The organism is Peribacillus frigoritolerans (genome assembly GCF_004358755.1).
In the GTDB taxonomy this organism is placed as follows: domain Bacteria; phylum Bacillota; class Bacilli; order Bacillales; family Bacillaceae; genus Bacillus_P.
In genome coordinates, this window is sequence record NZ_SMZY01000002.1 from 280,623 (window position 1) to 299,491 (window position 18,869).

Annotated in this window: 18 protein-coding genes; 2 read left to right on the forward strand and 16 right to left on the reverse strand. The window is 41.0% G+C overall.

Annotated elements, in window-relative coordinates; all coding sequences use genetic code 11:
• Window positions 1-63 precede the first annotated feature (63 nt).
• The gene (corA, locus tag E2R53_RS08920) at window positions 64-1,035 is read right to left on the reverse strand and encodes a magnesium/cobalt transporter CorA (RefSeq protein WP_133311426.1); all 972 of its coding nucleotides are present in this window, start codon (window positions 1,033-1,035) and stop codon (window positions 64-66) included.
• A 144-nt stretch (window positions 1,036-1,179) separates the two neighbouring features.
• On the opposite strand from corA, the gene E2R53_RS08925 reads away from it, so the two are divergent.
• Complete coding sequence (locus tag E2R53_RS08925; protein ID WP_133311427.1) at window positions 1,180-2,331, forward strand: aminotransferase A; 1,152 nt, start codon at window positions 1,180-1,182, stop codon at window positions 2,329-2,331.
• Window positions 2,332-2,386: 55 nt separating this feature from the next.
• Here the strand turns inward: E2R53_RS08925 and E2R53_RS08930 are convergent, their stop codons facing one another.
• From E2R53_RS08930 to E2R53_RS08940, 4 genes are all read right to left on the reverse strand, one after another.
• Window positions 2,387-4,216 (reverse strand): PAS domain S-box protein, encoded by a 1,830-nt coding sequence (locus E2R53_RS08930; protein WP_133311428.1) that lies wholly within the window; start codon window positions 4,214-4,216, stop codon window positions 2,387-2,389.
• A 267-nt stretch (window positions 4,217-4,483) separates the two neighbouring features.
• Window positions 4,484-4,657, reverse strand: a complete 174-nt coding sequence (locus E2R53_RS23185; RefSeq protein ID WP_165970935.1) for a hypothetical protein — start codon at window positions 4,655-4,657, stop codon at window positions 4,484-4,486.
• 53 nt (window positions 4,658-4,710) lie between these two features.
• On the reverse strand, window positions 4,711-5,370 hold the full coding sequence (locus E2R53_RS08935; RefSeq protein ID WP_133311429.1) for a carboxymuconolactone decarboxylase family protein: 660 nt from the start codon (window positions 5,368-5,370) through the stop codon (window positions 4,711-4,713).
• A 103-nt stretch (window positions 5,371-5,473) separates the two neighbouring features.
• A complete protein-coding gene (locus tag E2R53_RS08940; protein WP_133311430.1) occupies window positions 5,474-7,591 on the reverse strand; it encodes a peptidoglycan D,D-transpeptidase FtsI family protein in 2,118 nt (705 codons plus the stop codon).
• A 385-nt stretch (window positions 7,592-7,976) separates the two neighbouring features.
• Between E2R53_RS08940 and E2R53_RS08945 the strand changes: the two genes are divergently transcribed.
• Window positions 7,977-8,735 (forward strand): CAP domain-containing protein, encoded by a 759-nt coding sequence (locus E2R53_RS08945; RefSeq protein ID WP_133311431.1) that lies wholly within the window; start codon window positions 7,977-7,979, stop codon window positions 8,733-8,735.
• Window positions 8,736-8,821: 86 nt separating this feature from the next.
• Here E2R53_RS08945 and E2R53_RS08950 read toward each other — a convergent pair whose 3' ends face one another.
• The 11 genes from E2R53_RS08950 to ptsG form a co-directional block, all read right to left on the reverse strand.
• Window positions 8,822-9,304, reverse strand: a complete 483-nt coding sequence (locus E2R53_RS08950) for a GNAT family N-acetyltransferase (RefSeq protein ID WP_133311432.1) — start codon at window positions 9,302-9,304, stop codon at window positions 8,822-8,824.
• Entirely contained in the window at window positions 9,292-10,167 is an 876-nt protein-coding gene (locus E2R53_RS08955) for an NAD(P)-dependent oxidoreductase (RefSeq protein ID WP_133311433.1), read from the reverse strand. The genes E2R53_RS08950 and E2R53_RS08955 overlap by 13 nt, the downstream gene beginning before the upstream one ends.
• A gap of 26 nt (window positions 10,168-10,193) precedes the next feature.
• Window positions 10,194-10,694: a hypothetical protein gene (locus E2R53_RS08960; protein WP_133311434.1), complete on the reverse strand. Its 501-nt coding sequence runs from the start codon at window positions 10,692-10,694 to the stop codon at window positions 10,194-10,196.
• On the reverse strand, window positions 10,691-11,164 hold the full coding sequence (locus tag E2R53_RS08965; RefSeq protein WP_133311435.1) for a hypothetical protein: 474 nt from the start codon (window positions 11,162-11,164) through the stop codon (window positions 10,691-10,693). Before E2R53_RS08965 ends, E2R53_RS08960 begins: the two co-directional genes overlap by 4 nt.
• A 76-nt stretch (window positions 11,165-11,240) precedes the next feature.
• Entirely contained in the window at window positions 11,241-12,026 is a 786-nt protein-coding gene (locus tag E2R53_RS08970) for an SDR family oxidoreductase (protein WP_133311436.1), read from the reverse strand.
• 112 nt (window positions 12,027-12,138) lie between these two features.
• Window positions 12,139-13,167, reverse strand: coding sequence for a spore photoproduct lyase (gene splB, locus E2R53_RS08975; protein WP_133311437.1), 1,029 nt, complete (start codon window positions 13,165-13,167; stop codon window positions 12,139-12,141).
• 746 nt (window positions 13,168-13,913) lie between these two features.
• Window positions 13,914-14,156, reverse strand: a complete 243-nt coding sequence (locus E2R53_RS08980; RefSeq protein WP_133311438.1) for a transcriptional regulator SplA domain-containing protein — start codon at window positions 14,154-14,156, stop codon at window positions 13,914-13,916.
• 38 nt (window positions 14,157-14,194) lie between these two features.
• Window positions 14,195-14,524, reverse strand: coding sequence for a sensor histidine kinase (locus E2R53_RS08985; RefSeq protein WP_286166125.1), 330 nt, complete (start codon window positions 14,522-14,524; stop codon window positions 14,195-14,197).
• Window positions 14,525-14,556: 32 nt separating this feature from the next.
• Entirely contained in the window at window positions 14,557-16,272 is a 1,716-nt protein-coding gene (ptsP, locus tag E2R53_RS08990; RefSeq protein ID WP_133311440.1) for a phosphoenolpyruvate--protein phosphotransferase, read from the reverse strand.
• Complete coding sequence (locus tag E2R53_RS08995) at window positions 16,272-16,538, reverse strand: phosphocarrier protein HPr (RefSeq protein WP_133311441.1); 267 nt, start codon at window positions 16,536-16,538, stop codon at window positions 16,272-16,274. The genes ptsP and E2R53_RS08995 overlap by 1 nt, the downstream gene beginning before the upstream one ends.
• 99 nt (window positions 16,539-16,637) lie before the next feature.
• Window positions 16,638-18,734, reverse strand: coding sequence for a glucose-specific PTS transporter subunit IIBC (gene ptsG, locus E2R53_RS09000; RefSeq protein WP_133311442.1), 2,097 nt, complete (start codon window positions 18,732-18,734; stop codon window positions 16,638-16,640).
• Window positions 18,735-18,869 lie beyond the last annotated feature (135 nt).

Genomic DNA, 18,869 nt, shown 5'->3' on the forward strand with positions numbered 1-18,869 from the left:
CTCCGGTTGCTTTCATTCTATAGGATAGAATTCGAATACGCACTGAGAATTATGACGGCATTTTTAAAGTTTTGTTCCTTTGTGATACCTGAACCAGCCCAACTTGGCAAAAAAGTAAATCATGCCGGCTGCAATAAATACCATGATGGCAACGACAATAAAGTAATTATATTTTCCTGTCAGCTCCGGCATATATTGAAAATTCATGCCATAGAGCCCGGCAATAAATGTAAGAGGGAGGAAAATGGACGAAATGACTGTCAGGGTCATCATAACCCTGTTCATTCTGTCAGAACTGATGGAAAGATAACTGTCGCGTATATCCGCACTAAGTTCACGGTTTGCGTCAATCATTTCAACTAATTTCAGAAGATGGTCATAAATGTCCTGAAAGTAAATCTCATCTTTAATATAAGCTTTTAAACCATTTGAGCTGATCATACGGTACAGTAAATCCCGCATTGGAATAATCGTTCTTCTCAGTTTGTATAAATCTGTGCGGATGTCAAAAACGCCTTCCATCAGTTCACTGATGGTTAAGTCTTTTGTGTTTTCCTCTATTTCATTTAACTGGTCTTCAAGCTGGTATACAGGCGGGAAGTATTCATCTACAAGCTGGTCCATCAGCTGATGCATTAACAGCGAAGGGCCGCCTTCCTGAAGAAGATTGTCTTTTTTTAGTTTGAACCATATATTATTCAAATCGCGAATTGATTTTTTATGAAAGGTTACTGCGTAATTTTTGGCTACAAACAGATCCAGTTCTTCAGCATCTAACGTTTTTTGATGAATGGAATGCATGACGACAAATAGGTATGTATCATATGTATCAATTTTTGGTCTTTGAACAAATTCTACACAGTCTTCAATGGCAAGCGGGTGAAATTTAAAAAATTTGCTTAACAGCTTAATCTCTTCTGCTGTTGGATCCTGAAAATCCACCCAATACCATTTAATATCAGGATTTTTCAATTCTTTTAATGGCAGGTCATAAGTAACTGCACCTGATGATTGAACGGCAAGTGTACGTATCATTATGTCACATCTTTTCTGTTTGCTTTGAATTTTATTCTTCTTCTATTCCCCCTATTCTATGTTCCTAAACAGAGAAAGAAAGGATGATATAGGCGAAAGAATTGTGTATGATGGAACAATAACTACATAAAAAGGATGAACAAGATGGAACATCTCATAAATAAAAACGTGAAAAACATTCAAATTTCGGGAATACGGCAGTTTTTCAATATGGTTTCGCAGTTTGAAGACACAATCTCGCTGACAATCGGACAGCCTGACTTTTTTACCCCTGCTCATGTAAAAGAAGCTGCTGCTGCAGCAATAAATGAAAATTTCACTACTTATACTCATAATGCAGGATATATTGAACTCAGAAAAGCCGCTGCTGAATTCGTTAAAGTGAAATATGACTTAGTCTATAATCCTGAAAATGAAATAATCGTCACAACAGGTGCAAGCCAGGCTATTGATATTTCCTTTAGAGCCATCCTTGAAGAAGGCTGTGAAGTCATCCTTCCGGGCCCCGTTTATCCAGGCTATGAACCCATCATCTCCCTGTGCGGGGCAGTGCCTGTACATATCGATACAGCAGGACATGATTTCCGGTTAACTGCTGAGCTGATCAACCAAAAAATAACGAAAAAAACCCGCTGCATTGTCCTTCCCTATCCTTCGAATCCGACGGGAGTGACTTTGCACGAGGATGAGCTGAAGAAAATCGCCGATGTTATCAGGGGCAGAGATATCTTTGTTCTATCAGATGAAATTTACAGTGAGCTTGTGTTTAACGGAACACACAAATCGATTGCCAAATACTTGCCGCAGCAGACCATCGTCATTAATGGATTATCCAAATCCCACAGTATGACAGGATTTAGAATCGGTCTTTTATTTGCGCCTGCTGTAATTGCGAAGCATCTTTTAAAAGTACATCAGTACAACGTATCCTGTGCCTCATCTATCTCTCAAAAAGCGGCAATTCAAGCACTTACGGCAGGAATCAATGATGCTGTTCCAATGAATGAGGAATACGAAAAACGAATGAATTATGTGTATGAGAGATTAGTAAGCATGGGTCTTCCAACCGTTAAACCCGATGGTTCCTTTTATATTTTTCCAAGCATCGGTCAATTTAACGTATCTTCGTTCGATTTCGCTTATTCTTTGGCAAAAGATGGAGGCGTTGCGGTCGTTCCCGGTTCCGCATTTTCAGAGTTTGGGGAAGGATTTATCAGGATATCCTATGCCTGCAGCTATAAGCAGCTTGAGGAGGCTCTGAATAGAATGGAGAAGCATTTGCTCTCTATAAAATAGGCTGTCTATCCCTTAATGAAAAACTAGCCTGCGAATGCTTTAAGTGCTTCGCCGGCTAGTTTTTTCCGGCTTCAGCCGCCGGCAGCTTTAAAGTAAAGACCGTGCCGCGTCCAAGCTCGCTCTCAATAGATATGCTGCCTTTATGGTTTTCAATAATTTTATACGTGATCATTAAACCCAGACCCGTTCCCTTCTCCTTGGTTGTATAAAATGGCTCACCTATTTTTTTCAGCGCTTCCGGCGGAATGCCTTCACCCTCGTCTATTACGCGGACAAGAATATAATCGCCTTCTTTACCGGAGGACAATGTCACTTTTCCCCCTTTAGGCATGGAATCAATTGCATTTTTTAATAAATTGATAAAGACCTGTTTGATTTGATTCTGATCACACTTGATCCACATCTGATCCTGCGGGTGCTGATGCACAATCATGACGTTATTCATGATTGCCTGTGTTTCAAGGAGGGTTGCAACATCCCCAATCAGCGTATATAAATTCGTTTCCTTTAAAATTCTTTCCTGGGGTTTTGCAAGCATAAGCAGTTCGCTCAAGATGAGTTCAATCCGGTTTAATTCAGAGAAGACAATGTCAAAGTAGGTCGCTTCCCCTTTTCCTGCTGAACGCATCAGCTGAAGAAACCCTTTGATGGCTGTCAGAGGATTCCGGATTTCATGGGCTATTCCAGCTGCAAGCTGACCTGCCACGGACAATTTTTCAGAACGGAGCATCAGCTCTTCTGCTTTTTTCCGGTCTGAAATGTCTCTTAAAATCACCTGTACAGCAGGTTCACCAAAATATGTAGTAGGGATGCAGACCATTTCTGTATAGATTGTGCTGTTTTTATATGTATGCCATGATTGCTTAGTTATTTCAACATCCGTTCTTAAATGGACGATATTATGCATTTTTTCTTTGACCTGTTCATGATATTCAGGGTCCAGGGAGGAAAAGATGCTTTTTCCGAGCATATCTGGATAATCTTCTGCTTCAAAAAGCTTCACCCCTGATTCGTTGATAAACACCCATTTTTCCCGATGTATAACAGCAATCGTATCAATGGAATTTTGAATGAGAAGCTGATACCTCTCCCGGCTTTTTTGCAGGATTTTCTGGAATTTTTTTCTGGATGAAATATCAATTAGAACAACCAGCTCTGCCGGCTGGCCTTTGAATAGCGTCGGAGCTGCTTTAATTTCTACTTCAACAGGAGTACCATCAAGTCTTCTCCACGTTTGTTCAATAAGCCCTACATACGAGCCTCTCTGCATTCTTTGAATGCGGTTTTTCACAATATCATGATAGTCGTGATCAATAATATCGAGCACATCTAATCCAAGCAAATCTTCCTTTGAACTTCCCCCAAGCAAATCGATCAGTGCCTGATTCACATAGCATAACTGGCCTTTTTGCGAGATGAATAAGGGACAGGGCATCCTCTTAAGCAGTTCCTCTGCATACAGGTTTATTTCTTTAGCTTCATCAATTAAAAGCGGATTATTCAATTGAACAGGTTTAGACCTGTTCTCCTGTTCACTGGATTTAAGCAATTTGATTTTTAGAACGATTTGATTTTCCATTTTCGCAGAAGTCGTTTTAATAAAATCAACCGTTGCTTCAAGCCAAATAAACGTTCCATTCTTCATTAAAAAACGAAACGTGCACGGATGAAGGTGGTGTTCGTTGTAAAAATAACTCTCAACTAAAAATAAATCGTCTTTATGGACATAATCCTTCATGGATGTTCCTATAAATTCTGCACTGGTGAAGCCGAGATGCTCTTCACTGTTCAGTGACATAAACTGGAATCTTCCACTCTCATTCATAACTGCAAATAATTCAGCCTGCGGCAATACTTGATTTTCGGTATCTGTCTCTTGCTTCATGCATTGCCCCCCTTTTTATGTTCTTTTCACATTTTATACGTGCCTGCTGTTGGGATTGACCGGCTAAAATGAGCGTAATGCGGCAATGACGAGGAATTTAGTGCAGATCAGTCATTCAATGAGGATAGTCTTCGTCTACAGAACGTTCGATTTTACTTAACAAAATTCGATTTTCTCATCCGAAATTCCTCTCTTATTTCCTGAAAAAGTTAATTTTTTTCATAATTAGATAAAAATAAAAGAAACCGGGGATGTCCCGGCTTCTTATTATTCTTTATATTCGCCAAAATTTTTGGCTGCTTTTTCTTTTTTTGCTTTCTCTTTATGGGCAAGGTTGGCTGCTGCGCTGCCGAATTCCCCGCTGAATTCAGAATCAATTTTACTTGAGTCGAAGCCTTTTTTGTTTTTTTGATTGGCATCGTTTTTGTTCGTTTTTGACATTTCATTCACTCCTTATCTAAGATTATCCTTAGTGTTTTCAACTCATGGTGCGGCTATTCTTCACTGCTTTGCTCATAAGACTGCAGCATATTAACAGCATGAGTAACAGCGCCGCCTGATCTGAGCAGGGCTGCTGTCATAACGGCTTCCGCCAGTTCTTCCTTTGAACAGCCTTCATTTTTGGCTTCAGCTGTATGCGCCGCAATGCAATATGGACATTCAGATGTATGCGCAACAGCAACACCAATTAATTGCTTCAGCTTAGCAGTAAGCTTTCCTTCCTCTGAAGCTTTTGAAAAAAATGCCCTTGCTGTCTGCTGTATTTCAGGTGAAAGATCCTGTAATGTATTGATATTTGCTAAATCATCACTGCTGTAAAATGATTCTGCAAGCTTGCCGTCGTAAGCACGATGCATCTGAGTACGGTGAGCATAAGCGCCGCCTGCTTCAATAGCAGCTGCAACCATGACAGCTTCAAACAATTCCTCGAGTGAAGCTCCTGCTTTTTTCGCTTTTTTTGTATGGAAATCAATGCAATAAGGACATTCAGTTGCATGCGACACAGCAACTGCAATGATTTCTTTTTCCTTTCTTGTTAAATGGCCCTCGCTTAAAACTGCTTTGCTGAAGGCAATATACGATTGATAAAGATCAGGCGCAAGCTCGGGAAACCTCTTCATGAGCTGGATATTTTCTATTGCGTAGAACCCCATGTTATCCCTCTTTTCTGATGATGAGTTTATTTTTTCCTACTATATAATGGGTTACTCACGAAATAAAAAAAAGCTTCCCTATTAAGGAAAGCTCAAGTCTTGCTTATTCTTCTGTATTTTCTTCAGTTTCTGCAGGTGGTTCCGATACAGCATTCGGATCTTTTGGTTCGAGGTTTGCGTATGCTTCGATTGCTCGTTTTGCGATGTATTTGTTTACAGGATGCGAGGCTGTTTTTCCTGTGTAGGGAACAATCACACTGATTGCGACCTCAGGTTTTGCGGCAGGATAATATCCAACAAACGCTAGGTTATTTGTTTCTGTTCCCCAGTATGCGCGTTTGCTTTGCTCTCCATAGTAGTTTGTCTGTGAAGTTCCTGTTTTTCCTGCAACATCATAATTGCCAAAGATGCCTGCAGCTGTACCGCCCGTTTGTGTAACAGCTTCAAAGCCCCGTTGAACTTGGCGAATGTCTTCTTCTGAATTATTGACGCGATTTAAAATCCGCGTTTCATGCTCGGTTACAATCGAACCTAGCTCATTATTATCTACTGGTGAATGAATGCTTGTGACGATTCTCGGTTCTACACGATAGCCTCCATTAGCGATAACTGAAACATACTGTGCCATTTGAAGCGGTGTATACGTATCAAACTGTCCGATAGCCATGTTCAAAAGAATACCTCCATCTGGAGGAACAGCCTGCTGTCCTATTGCTTCATTAGGGAGGTCAATGCCCGTTGGCACTCCCAATCCAAACTGACTGTAATAGTTTCGCATTTTTTGGAAATCAGCTGAAGATGCATTGAATGTCCTATTAGGAATGTACGTTTCACCTGCTATATCGTAAGCAACTCTGAACATATAGACGTTGGAACTTCTTTTTAGTGCAGTAATATCATTTACAGGCCCCATATTGCGCACTGACTTTTTGGGTTTAGTGTCTTTTATTAATAACGGGGTGTCATTATAAACAGTTCCACGAGACATTCCATTCTGATATCCCGCTAAAACTGTAGCCCCTTTAATGGTAGATCCTATTTCATACTGAGAAGTAAAATTGCCGATTATATAATCATTAATTTTCCCATCTTCAAAATCATACTTCTTGCCGGACATCGCAAGAACGTCGCCCGTATTCGGATCCATCATCACGGCAAATGCTCTGTCTGCAAGATGATTTCCCGTTTTGCCCCGAGCCACTCTAAGCTCTTCTTCTACAATCGTATCTAGCTGCTTTTGCAGCTCAAGATCAAAGGACAGTTTCAGGTCATATCCGCGGCGGCCTTCATCGATCATCGTTTCTGAAATAACCTTGCCGCTGCTGTCGGTTACATATTGCACTTTCGCTTTTCGCGGATTCAGATAGTCTTCATATTGATATTCAAGATTGCTCCGGCCCACGCGTTCATTTCTTGCATAGCCGCGCGCTGTGTAATATGACTTTCTTGCTTCCAGAATTCCCTGCTTAGGAGTTGTAACACTTCCGAAAATGCCGGTTAAAAGGTCTCCATTCGGATATGAACGCTTCCAGTCGGTAATGACATCGATTCCCGGGAGAAGTTCAAGATTTTCTGCTACACGAGTCAGTTCTTCTTTTGTCAGCTCTTCGCCTTCTGTCAGACCTGTAGCAGTGACAATCTGAGGCTCGTAGGCATAGCCCGCAGAGAAACGTGTATATAGGGCAACTACTTCAAGTTCTTTTTTATCGCCTTTTAGTTTGTTCAGAGCAGTTTCAGGAACACGATCAATTTGAAGCTGATACGTTTCGCTCCCCTTCTTCTCTTTTTCTTTCTCTTTAATAAGCTTTGCCGCTTCTTCAGGGTTTGCAGCAACCCAATAGTCTTTTAAATCTCTGTCTTTTAGAAATTCGGTTGGAATTTCAATGAGAGATGCAAGTACTTTTGCTGTTTCAATTTTATCTGATGCTTTCGTTGTTTTTTCTACTGTATATGTGATGGCCTCAACACCAATATTTTCAACAAGAACATTTCCGTTCCGGTCATACATCTTTCCGCGCGGTGCAGGAAAGCTTGCATAGTTTGACTCAGTGCGGCTTACTTCCTTTGAAAATTCCTCACCCTGAACAATTTGAACAACACCCAGCCGAATGATTAGCGCTACGAAAAGTAAAAACACAAAGAAAAAGAAAACATTGATGCGGATTAAACGTGTTTTCTTCAATTTTCGCAGATCAGCTTGACTATTACCTGGCTCAGTCAACGAATTTATTCCCCTTTCAAAATCGATCTTCGGTTATGAGATCATTTTAACGTTTTTCAAATTCTATTGTAACACTTGTGTAATACTTGTTACATAAAAAAGGGACTTAAATTTATGTCAAGAAACAATTCAATGAAAAAGTTAGTACCACTGGATAATAATAGGAAGATTTTTTGGCGGCAGAGAATGAGGATCATTCTATTCTTGTTGCTATAAAACTAGTGATATTAATGGTTTGTTAACGCTTACTTAATGTAAGTTACATAGATTAAAAGACTGTGTTCTGTCAATGGAAAGCAATGGCTGATATATTACGAAAAACGTATGTTAAGATGTTGTTGTAGCAAGAAACACACCAAAAAAAACTCTTAGGAGGAATTTTTTCATGAAGAAATCTTTCGTACTTTCAGTAGCGGCAGCAGCCACTATTTTCACATTCAATGCTGGGGGCCCATCAGCAGATGCAGCAGCTCCACAGCAATCAAATATGCAAGTAAAAGCTTACCAAATTGCTGGTCAAAACTGCAATTTAAATCAAGATCAACAACAAGATCTATTAAAGAACATCAACAATTCTGAGCTTCAAAAAATGGTTGAACAGCAATTAAACCAATTTAAAGCACAGCAAGGCGAAGCTGCAGCTCCAGCACCACAGAAAGAGCAAGCTGAAGCTCCTAAACAAGAAGCAGCACCGGCACCAGCTAAGCAAGCACAGCCAGAAGCTTCTAAAGAAGCAGCTCCAAAGCAAGAGCAAACACAGGCATCTGTAAGTGAATTCGAGAAAAAAGTAGTTGAATTAACAAACGCAGAGCGTGAAAAACAAGGCTTAAAACCACTTCAATTAGATGAAGAATTAAGCAAAGTAGCTAAAGAAAAATCAAAAGACATGCAAAGCAAGAACTATTTTGACCACAACAGCCCAACTTACGGATCACCATTTGACATGATGAAGAAGTTTGGCGTTGAGTATACTACAGCTGGAGAAAACATTGCTAAAGGACAAGCTTCACCAGAAGAAGTTGTACAAGCATGGATGAACTCTGAAGGCCACCGTAAAAACATCATGAACGGAGACTTCACTCACATTGGTGTAGGCCATGTAGCTGAAGGCAACTACTGGACTCAAATGTTCATTGGTAAATAATAGATTTTCATATTACGAGATAGCTAGAGAATTCTAGCTATCTTTTTTTGTTATTGCATTTGCGTTTCAATGTCTAGCGTCAGCACCTAGATCTGCAGTGCTTCCAATGTTCTTACGTTCATTTTTAACCTGACCATATCCATGCACTGGATTCCATTCTCATAAATAGGTTCCTCGTAATGATCAATAAAGTAATTTTCAATCACTATTCTCATGCGAAAACCACATTTTTGATAGAGAGCAAGCTGATCTAAGCTTGAGTTTCCGGTACCAATTTCAAGGTTTTCGATATTTTGGTCAGCACACACTTGCTTTGCATGAGCAATCAGTTTTTTCGCTATCCCTTTACCTCTAAAATGGTCATTAACCGCAAGATTCATTATTTCCATAGATGAATTCCCAATCTGCATCAGCACCAGCACTCCTACTGTTTTCTTTTCATGCTCCGCAAGATAAATATTCCCGTTTTTGAGATAGTCATTGATCTTTTCTTCAGAAGGATCTGCCTCAAGCAAAAGATCCATCGGTGCTTCACTCTTGCAAGGCAGCTTTTTGATTACGATTTCCATAGCTTGTACAAGGCCTGTGTCCCGCTGTCACCTTCGCCTTTTTTCTGAAGCTCAGTGTATAGGGAATGAGCGAGGGTTAAGCCAGGCGCATCCATTTTCATCGTTTCTGCCTCTTCAATGGCAATGCTCATGTCCTTTAGGAAATGCTTTACATAAAAACCTGGGTCAAAGTCCCCTTTCAGCATTCTTGGAGCAAGGTTGCTCAGTGACCAGCTGCCTGCTGCACCTGCTGATATGCTTTTTAAGACATTTTCAGGATCGAGACCTGCGTGCTCCGCATAAGCAATCGCTTCACTGACACCAATCATGCCTGCTGCAATCGCAATTTGATTGCACATTTTCGTATGCTGTCCGCTGCCTGCTTCTCCCTGATAGACAATATTTTGTCCAATCACAGAAAAAATCGGCATGCAGGCTTCAAACGCTTGTTGATCTCCGCCAGCCATGATGGATAATCTTGCTTCTCTTGCCCCGACATCCCCGCCTGAAACAGGTGCATCCAAGGCATGGATCTTGCGCTGCTTTGCAAGTTCATAGATCTTCTTTGCAAGACTTGGCTTTGAGGTAGTCATATCAATGACATATGTACCTTCTTTTGCAGAGTTCAAAATGCCTTTTTCGCTTAAATATATTTCTTCTACATCAGAAGGATAGCCGACCATTGTCAGGATATAGTCCGATTGTGAAGCAAGCTCTTCAATTGTTTCTTTCCACACTGCACCTGATTCTATCAGTTCAGCTGCCTTTTCTTTCGTTCTTGTATAGACAAGCACCGGATATCCGTCGCGAAGCAGATGCCCTGCCATGCTTTTCCCCATTACGCCAGTCCCGATAAAACCGATTACACCTTTTTTCTCAGTCATTAGATCCTCTCCAATCAAAAAGCCATCTAAACGATGGAAGACTTTTCTTTTAGCTTATCATATTCTTTGATGACAAAATGAAAAAAAATGATAAAGAACGTTTGAATAAAGAGATAAACCGGAAAGGAATATTGCATTTTATATCCTTTGCTGAAATCAAAAATACCGACTAATACGGCAATCCATTCATAAAAAACAGAAAACACCGACCAGATAATGATATAAACGATCGTAAGGATGCCCCTGATTCTCCACTGCTCGTAGAGATACAGAAAAAAATAGCCGAAAAAACCATACATGCTGTAATAAATAAAATCCCAGATCTCAAATTTCGGAGAATCATTTACATCATAAATATCATAAGGCGGAATCGCTAAAATATGGTCGGCCGTCAATCCAATAAAGGCACTGAATGTGAAAATAAGAATCGTCACAGCAGCCGGAAACTTTTTTGGAAGCTTAACAGCTAAGAATAATCCTGCTGCTAATGTCATGATAATATAGAGTTCATTTATGAAATCCTTCATCTCATAGTGACCCCCTTTTTCAGGATCGGCCGGAATAAACGGATACCTATAATCCCCGAAAAATAGAGCAGAGCAGAGTGGAGAACAGGGATCAGCCATCTATTTTCTTCATAGTTCATTACGCGGAAATAAGAACAAAGTTCCTCCATTGATATGATCAAAGTAAAAGAAAAGAGCAGCAGGACGAGCTTTGCGCCTGTCCTTTTCAACATAAAATTCACATGAACAACCATTAGAAACAGAAGGGGAATAATGATAATTCTCTGTAAAATAATGACCGTCATGGCAGTAGGTGTTTCGTAAGCCGATGCCCATCCTAAATTCACAGTGACGATGGAACAAAAGGCGTTATTTGCAATCGACAAAATCATAAAAACGAAGACGGATTCTAAGTGGTTTATTTTTTTCGGAAAATACACATACAAATGAATTGCAAACCAGACCAAGATCACAGCGAAGACAATCGCCATTATTTATGCCACCCTTAGCTTTAAATTCTCTGGTTTAGTGTACTTCCGGCATGCTATTTATATACAGATTTAGAGCCTAAACGGATTTCACCATTCCCCCGTCAATTAAATGTGTCTGACCTGTCATATAGCTGTTGGCATCTGAGAGCAGGAAAAGAACATACGCAGCAAATTCGGAAGGTTTTCCGTAGCGCCCTGAAGGAATTTTCCGCTTCGCTTCTTCTTCCACCTCACTGACGCTGATTCCCTGTCTGTCTGCTGCTGCCTGATCTAAAGACGCAACTCTGTCGGTTGCAATTCTGCCTGGTGCCGCTGTATTGATCAAAATTTTATAGGGAGCAAGCTCTGATGCAAGGGTCTTTGTAAGACCAACTATTCCAAGCCGGAATGTATTCGATAAAATTAATCCCGGTATAGGTTCTTTTACCGAGGACGAGGCGATGTTTACAATCTTTCCGCCCTTGCCCCTCATATATGGAATCACTGACCGGATAAGCCGGACATGACTTAAAAGATTTAATTCAAACGATTTTTGCCAGTCCTCATCACTCATTTGCTCAAAAAGGCCTGAAGGCGGCCCGCCTGCATTGTTCACGAGCAAATCAATTGTTCCAAAGCGCTTCACCGTTTCTTCTACGAGCTGATTAATCTCATCTGCATTTGATAAATCGCATGCTTTATATTCAACAAGGCCTGAATATTTTTCAGTAAGTTCTTCTTTCACCTTATGCAGCTTATCAGGGTTTCTGCTTGTAATCATGACATGAGCGCCTTCTTTTACAAGTTCTTCAGCAATAGCCCGTCCCAATCCCTGACTTGATGCTGCTACAAGTGCCACTTTTCCTTTTAATCCGAGTTCCATTACTACCACTCCCCTTATTCTTTCTTATTTTTATAGTAACAGGACTGAATGTATTTTGCTTTAATAAGGATTCAGAAAATAGAAAAAACAAGGGATGGACAACCCCTTGTTTTTAGGTGAAGTATTCAATTTTCGCATTTGGAAAGAAGTCGTCAATATACGTCTCCAGAGTTTCTCTTAAATCCGCTTCCTCATCCTTTTGATAAATGTATTTGCCGATTCCATATCTTCCCCATTTGTAGCGGCGGTCATCTTCATTCATTTCAAGCTTGGATTTTGGATAATTTTTTTCAATAACACGCTTGGCAGGTTTAGTAAACCGGTGCTGTATCATTTCGAATGTAATGTCATCACGGGCTTCAGGAGGCAGAAGCTGATCAAGTTTTGAAAATAATTCGTAATATCCTTCGCGCCATCCTTCATGAATATATATAGGCGCTACGATAAAACCAAGCGGGTATCCTGCCCCTGCTACTTTGACGGCCGCTTCTAAACGCTTATCAAGCGGTGAGGTGCCAGGTTCAAAATTTTTAATGACATAATCCGCATTGATGCTGAAACGAAAACGAGTTTTCCCTTTATGATCGGCATCCAGCAAATGATCCACATGGTGAAACTTTGTAACAAAACGCAAGCGCCCCATGTCCGAATTCCCGAAGAATTCAATCGCTCTTTTTAACGAATGAGTTAAATGATCGATTCCAACAATATCAGACGTACACGAAGCTTCAAACCTTGTGATCTGAGGGTTTCGTTCATCCATATATTCCTGCGCCTGCTGAAAAATTTCTTCTGTATTAACATATGTCCGGATATAAGGTTTAGAGCCCATTGTTGTCTGCAAATAACAGTAATGACAGTGTCCCATGCAGCCTGTCGCAAGAGGAATGGCATATTCAGCTGATGGTTTGGAAGAATCGAATTTAAGTGTTTTACGCACCCCTACAACAAGAGTGGATTTTGCATTCCGGTATTTCTGCAGGTCATTTTTCCCGGGAATATTCCGCACCTGATTATGTGAAGTCGTTTCCCTGATTTCAAGACCCATCTTCTCAAATTTTTCTTTCAGCTCCACCCCAAGAGGATATTCCAGCGCCCTCGGTTCAATATAGACAAGCTGCGGCACAAATGGTTTTACCATGACGTCACTTCCTTTAATTCAAAACGGTATATCCTTAAGATTTGTTTCAGGAATGGTTCGTATGCTTTTTAAATATTTCCTATACAGAAAAGCGGAATCGCCCGTTTTAGCTCCGACAGACAGATAAGGATCCGACAGAAAAGGCGCTTTTTGCCTTTACTGGCGGATCCGTTCTGGCCGAGGAGTTGGGCGATGGAGCTAGACACCACGAAAAGCGGAATCGCCCGTTTAGCTCCGACAGACAGATAAGGCTCAGCCAGTGAAGGCGCTTTTTGCCTTTGCTGGCTGAGCCGTTCTGGCCGAGGAGTTGGGCGATGGAGCTAGACACCACGAAAAGCGGAGCCGACTGGTCAGCACTCAAAGGCCGCATATTATTCCACATAACCATGATTCAGCGTGAAAAGTGTACTCAAAGATCATCTATGATTCCACAAAACCATGATCCAGTGTGAAAAGTGTACTCAAAGGCCGTATATGATTCCACAAAACATTGATTCAGCGTGAAAAGTGTACTCAAAGATCATCTATGATTCCACAAAACCATGATCCAGTGTGAAAAGTGTACTTAAAGGCCGTATATGATTACACAAAACATTGATTCGGTGTGAAAAGTGTACTCAAAGATCACCTATGATTCCACAAAACCATGATCCAGCGTGATAAGTAAGGATCAGTCAGATAATCTGTCGAGAAATATCCCAAAACACAGTCATTAACAAAACCTCCGCAGAGGCTGCGGAGGTTACCTACTCATACTGCTCATAATCAAACAACTTATTATACATATCTTCCGCCTCCGAGTAAGACGGAAAGATAGCGTCTTCTTCATCTAATAAATGATAGGAATCATGAATAAACAAAGCTTTTTGTCCAGGCTCTGTCGGATGATCGACCACTTCAGCTTCCTGAATATTAGCTACATTTGCAGCATGCGGATTTCGGTAGATGACATACACCTTGTCCCCAGCATTCACATCTTTCTTTTCCATTTTGCATCACCTTTCTTTTGCGCTTGATGACGTTAGTTTCACCTTTTTAGCGAATGTGATACTGGAAAAGTGATCAGGACGGCTGTTCCTTTACCCTTTTGGCTCGTGATCGTTAAGTTCCCCTTATGCTGGCGGATGATTTTTTCCGTAATGACAAGGCCTAAGCCTGTTCCTTTTTCTTTTGTGGTAAAGAAAGGTTTTGTTACTTGGCTTATCATATCAGCTGGAATGCCCGGTCCTTGGTCTGAGATTTTGATTTTAACGGTCTCATTATCCGCATTAGCATCCACCATGATTTTCCCGCTTTCAACACGTGAAAAAATGTGATGTCCATCATTACCAGCGGGGAAAAAGTCCTTTTCCCACAAAAAAAGACCTGCATATGCAGGTCTTTTCTCACTTAAAGATTGAACTTCGTTTTTACAAACTCAACAACTTCATCTGTTGTGCTCATAGAAAGAATTTCTTCTTTGAAGCTTGCAGCTTCTTCTTTTGAAAGGTTTTTAATAAGTGAACGTGCCGGGAGAATCGATGTAGCACTCATAGAGAACTCATCAAGTCCTAAGCCAAGAAGCACTGGAATGGCAAGCGGATCGCCAGCCATTTCTCCGCACATTCCAACCCATTTGCCTTCTTTGTGAGCTGCTTCAATAACAAGAGACACAAGACGAAGAATAGCAGGATTATATGGCTGGTACAGATATGAAACGCGCTCGTTCATACGGTCGGCAGCCATTGTGTATTGAATGAGGTCATTTGTTCCGATGCTGAAGAAATCTACATCTTTAGCAAATTGATCTGCAAGAACGGCAGTTGAAGGAATTTCAACCATCATTCCAATTTCAATGTTCTCTGAAACGTCAGCGCCTTCACTTACAAGCTTCGCTTTTTCTTCTAAAAGAATCGCTTTAGCCTGTCTGAACTCGTCCACAACCGCAATCATCGGGAACATGATTTTCAAGTTGCCGAATGTGCTCGCCCGAAGCAATGCACGCAATTGAGTGCGGAAGATTTCCTGCTCTTCTAAGCAAAGACGAATCGCGCGGAAACCAAGGAATGGATTCATTTCTTTCGGAAGATTCAAGTATGGAAGCTCTTTGTCTCCGCCAATATCCAGCGTGCGGACAACAACAGGCTTGCCTTCCATGCGCTCAAGCACAGCTTTGTATGCTTCGAACTGCTCATCTTCTGTCGGAAGCTGATCACGTCCCATGTAAAGGAATTCTGTACGGTAGAGGCCAACTGCTTCTCCGCCGTTCTCAAGAACGCCGCGAACATCGTCAGGCGTGCCGATATTGGCTGCAAGCTCAACGTGCTGTCCGTCTTTCGTTACCGTTTCTTCATTTACAAGCTTCGCCCACTCCGCTTTTTGAACTTCGTATTGAGCTTTTTTCTTTTCAAAGCCTGCAATAACATCCTCAGAAGGATTAGCGATTACATCTCCATCGATTCCATCAACGATGACGATGTCGCCATTTTTGATGTCGGATGTAGCTGTCTTCGTTCCTACTACAGCAGGAATCTCCATTGAACGCGCCATGATCGCTGAATGTGATGTTCTGCCGCCTATATCAGTTGTAAAACCTAATACATACTGACGATTCAGCTGTGCCGTATCAGAAGGTGTTAAATCTTCTGCAACGATGATCACTTCTTCAGAAATCATGCTCGGGTTTGGAATTTCAACGCCAAGCAAATGTCCAATCACGCGTTTTGTTACGTCACGGATATCAGCTGCACGTTCTTTCATATATTCGTTGTCCATAGACTCGAACATACTTACAAACATATCAGCCGTTTCTTTCATTGCAAATTCAGCGTTGACTGCTTCGCTGCTGATTTTATCTTTTACCGGATTAAGTAATTCTGGATCGCTTAAAACTAAGATATGAGCTTCAAAAATTTCAGCTTTATCTGCACCTAATTCTCTGAATGCATGCTCTTTAATTTTTTCAAGCTCTGATTTTGATTTTTGGATGGCTTCATCAAAACGAAGGACTTCAGCAGTTTTATCTGCTACTTCTTTTTTGGATACTGTAAGATCTGGTTCTTCTAAGCGGTAAGCTTTTGCAATCGCGATCCCAGCTGAAGCTCCAATCCCTCTTAATTCGAGCATTATTCGCCTAAGCCTTCTTTTTTCATTGTTTCTTCAAGAGCTGCGATTGCATCGTTTTCGTCTGAACCAGCTGCAGAAATCGTGATTTCTGAATCTTTAGCGATACCTAATGACATAACGCCCATGATTGACTTCAAGTTAACTGTTTTGCCGTTATATGCTAAGTTCACATCTGCATCAAACCTGCTTGCTGTTTGAACAAGCACTGTAGCCGGACGTGCGTGGATTCCTGATTCTGCTGTTACTTTAAATGTTTTCTCTGCCATAATTAATCAATCTCCTTCATATTTAAATAAAGCTAGTACACAATACCTTATCATAACAGCCGCATCACGTGATTGACAAGTGATGCGACTACATTCCTTTTATTTTTCTATAGAAATGATATGCTCTTCTCCTGCTTTAACGCTGCCGGAAGATTTAATCACGATTGATTCGCCTTCGTTTAAGTTAGTGAAGACAATCGGCGTCATGATTGACGGGGCATTAGCTTTAACGAAATCTAAGTCCACTTGAAGCAGTTTTTGTCCTTTAGTGACAATGTCACCCTCTTTAACAAACGCTTCGAAGCCTTCCCCTTTAAGGTTTACAGTATCAATTCCAACATGAATCAAGATCTCGTTTCCGCTTTCTGATTCAAGGCCGATTGCATGCTTAGTAGGGAAAACATTTAAGATTTTGCCGTTTACTGGTGAAACGATTGTGCCGTCTGTTGGCGTGATTGCAATTCCATCACCCATCATTTTTCCTGAGAACACTTGATCAGGTACTTCTGTGATTGGGTGAATGTCACCTGTTAATGGAGAAACGAACGAAAATTCGCTTACTTCGTTTTTAATAGGTTCAGCAACAACGTCTTCGACTTGCTCCTGCACTTCTTTTTCAGCTGAAACAGGTTTCGCAGGACGAGGCGTTTTGCCTGACATAACGTCTTGAATTTGTGATTTTAAGTTATCAGATTTAGGTCCGTAGATAGCCTGAATGTTGTTTCCAACTTCAAGGACACCTGCTGCTCCTAAACGTTTCAAACGGTTTTTATCAACTGCTTTTACATCATTAACTGTAACACGCAGACGAGTGATACATGCATCAAGGTGTTTAATGTTTGAGCTTCCGCCTAGTGATTCAAGGATGTTATATGGAAGATCTCCTGCACTTTCAGAAACTTTATCATCTTCTTCTTCCTGTGCATCTTCGCGTCCAGGTGTTTTAAGGTTGAACTTGCGGATGGCAAAACGGAATCCGAAGTAATAAATCAGTGAGAATACTAAACCTACCGGAATAACAAGCCACCAGTCTGTTCTGTTAGGAAGGATACCGAACAGGAAGTAGTCAATGACCCCACCTGAGAACGTCATCCCGATTTTAACATTCAGCAATTGCATGGTCATAAATGAAAGTCCTGCAAACACTGCATGGATGGCAAATAGAATTGGTGCTACGAATAAGAATGAGAATTCAAGCGGCTCTGTAATCCCTGTTAAGAAAGATGTTAAAGCAGCTGAACCCATGATACCAGCAACAAATTTTTTGTTTTCAGGTCTTGCTTCATGATAAATCGCAAGAGCAGCAGCAGGAAGACCGAACATCATGAACGGGAATTTACCTGTCATAAATGTACCTGCCGTTAATTCTGCGCCGTCTTTAATTTGAGCCATGAAAATACGCTGATCTCCGCGGACAATTTCTCCTGCTTGAGTTGTGTAGTTTCCAAACTCATACCAGAAAGGTGAGTAGAAAATATGATGAAGACCAAAAGGAATTAATGAACGTTCAATTAATCCGAAAATGAACGCTGCCAATGTTTTATTGGATTCAAGCAGCCCTGTTGAGAATGCGTTTAATCCGTTTTGTACTGGCGGCCAGACAAACAGCATGATTAAACCTAAAGCTACAGCAGAAACAGCTGTCATAATTGGAACGAAACGCTTTCCTGCAAAGAAACCTAAGTATTGAGGCAATTCAATTTTAAAGAATTTGTTATACATGTATGCTCCGAGAACCCCAACGATAATACCGCCAAAGACTCCGGTCTGCAAGGTCGGCATGCCGAGGACTCTCGCATATTCAGGATGAAGCTGCTGGAAGAATTGTGCAAGTTCTACAGCATCGCTTGGAATTTTTCCTGTTTGAAGCAATACAGCACTCATTGTTGCATTCATAATTAAGTATCCGATGATCGCTGCAAGACCTGCAACCCCGTCTCCATTGGCTAGGCCAATTGCTACGCCGACTGCAAATAGAAGCGGCAGATTTGCAAAAACAATGTCCCCTGAGGATTCCATTACTTTTGCAATCAGCTGTACAATTTCATTTGTTAAAAATGGCACTTTTGATGTAAGCTCCGGATTTTGCATGGCATTACCGAATGCAAGCAGGATACCTGCAGCAGGCAAAATCGCTACTGGAAGCATTAGAGCTTTACCAATTTTTTGGAGTACTCCAAATAAATTTTTAAACATGTGTATGACCTCCTTGTAAAAATAGTTTGTGTAAGCAGCAAGCAAAAAAAACATGAAAGCAAATACAAGCGTTTACATTTCTCACCTAAAAAGAACAACAAAAAAAGCATGGTGCAACAAGGACGACCGTGCACA

Excerpts from the sequence above, each read along its gene's own strand:
- E2R53_RS23185 (WP_165970935.1), bottom strand. The coding sequence starts at position 4,657 with ATGTCAAAAACGAACAAAAACGATGCCAATCAAAAAAACAAAAAAGGC.
- E2R53_RS08970 (WP_133311436.1), bottom strand. The coding sequence starts at position 12,026 with ATGGAACTCGGATTAAAAGGAAAAGTGGCACTTGTAGCAGCATCAAGT.
- E2R53_RS08945 (WP_133311431.1), top strand. The coding sequence starts at position 7,977 with ATGAAGAAATCTTTCGTACTTTCAGTAGCGGCAGCAGCCACTATTTTC.
- splB (WP_133311437.1), bottom strand. The coding sequence starts at position 13,167 with ATGGTAAAACCATTTGTGCCGCAGCTTGTCTATATTGAACCGAGGGCG.
- E2R53_RS08955 (WP_133311433.1), bottom strand. The coding sequence starts at position 10,167 with ATGACTGAGAAAAAAGGTGTAATCGGTTTTATCGGGACTGGCGTAATG.
- corA (WP_133311426.1), bottom strand. The coding sequence starts at position 1,035 with ATGATACGTACACTTGCCGTTCAATCATCAGGTGCAGTTACTTATGAC.
- E2R53_RS08960 (WP_133311434.1), bottom strand. The coding sequence starts at position 10,694 with ATGAAGGATTTCATAAATGAACTCTATATTATCATGACATTAGCAGCA.
- ptsP (WP_133311440.1), bottom strand. The coding sequence starts at position 16,272 with ATGCTCGAATTAAGAGGGATTGGAGCTTCAGCTGGGATCGCGATTGCA.
- E2R53_RS08935 (WP_133311429.1), bottom strand. The coding sequence starts at position 5,370 with ATGGGGTTCTACGCAATAGAAAATATCCAGCTCATGAAGAGGTTTCCC.
- ptsG (WP_133311442.1), bottom strand. The coding sequence starts at position 18,734 with ATGTTTAAAAATTTATTTGGAGTACTCCAAAAAATTGGTAAAGCTCTA.
- E2R53_RS08980 (WP_133311438.1), bottom strand. The coding sequence starts at position 14,156 with ATGGAAAAGAAAGATGTGAATGCTGGGGACAAGGTGTATGTCATCTAC.
- E2R53_RS08950 (WP_133311432.1), bottom strand. The coding sequence starts at position 9,304 with ATGGAAATCGTAATCAAAAAGCTGCCTTGCAAGAGTGAAGCACCGATG.
- E2R53_RS08925 (WP_133311427.1), top strand. The coding sequence starts at position 1,180 with ATGGAACATCTCATAAATAAAAACGTGAAAAACATTCAAATTTCGGGA.
- E2R53_RS08995 (WP_133311441.1), bottom strand. The coding sequence starts at position 16,538 with ATGGCAGAGAAAACATTTAAAGTAACAGCAGAATCAGGAATCCACGCA.
- E2R53_RS08930 (WP_133311428.1), bottom strand. The coding sequence starts at position 4,216 with ATGAAGCAAGAGACAGATACCGAAAATCAAGTATTGCCGCAGGCTGAA.
- E2R53_RS08965 (WP_133311435.1), bottom strand. The coding sequence starts at position 11,164 with ATGGCGATTGTCTTCGCTGTGATCTTGGTCTGGTTTGCAATTCATTTG.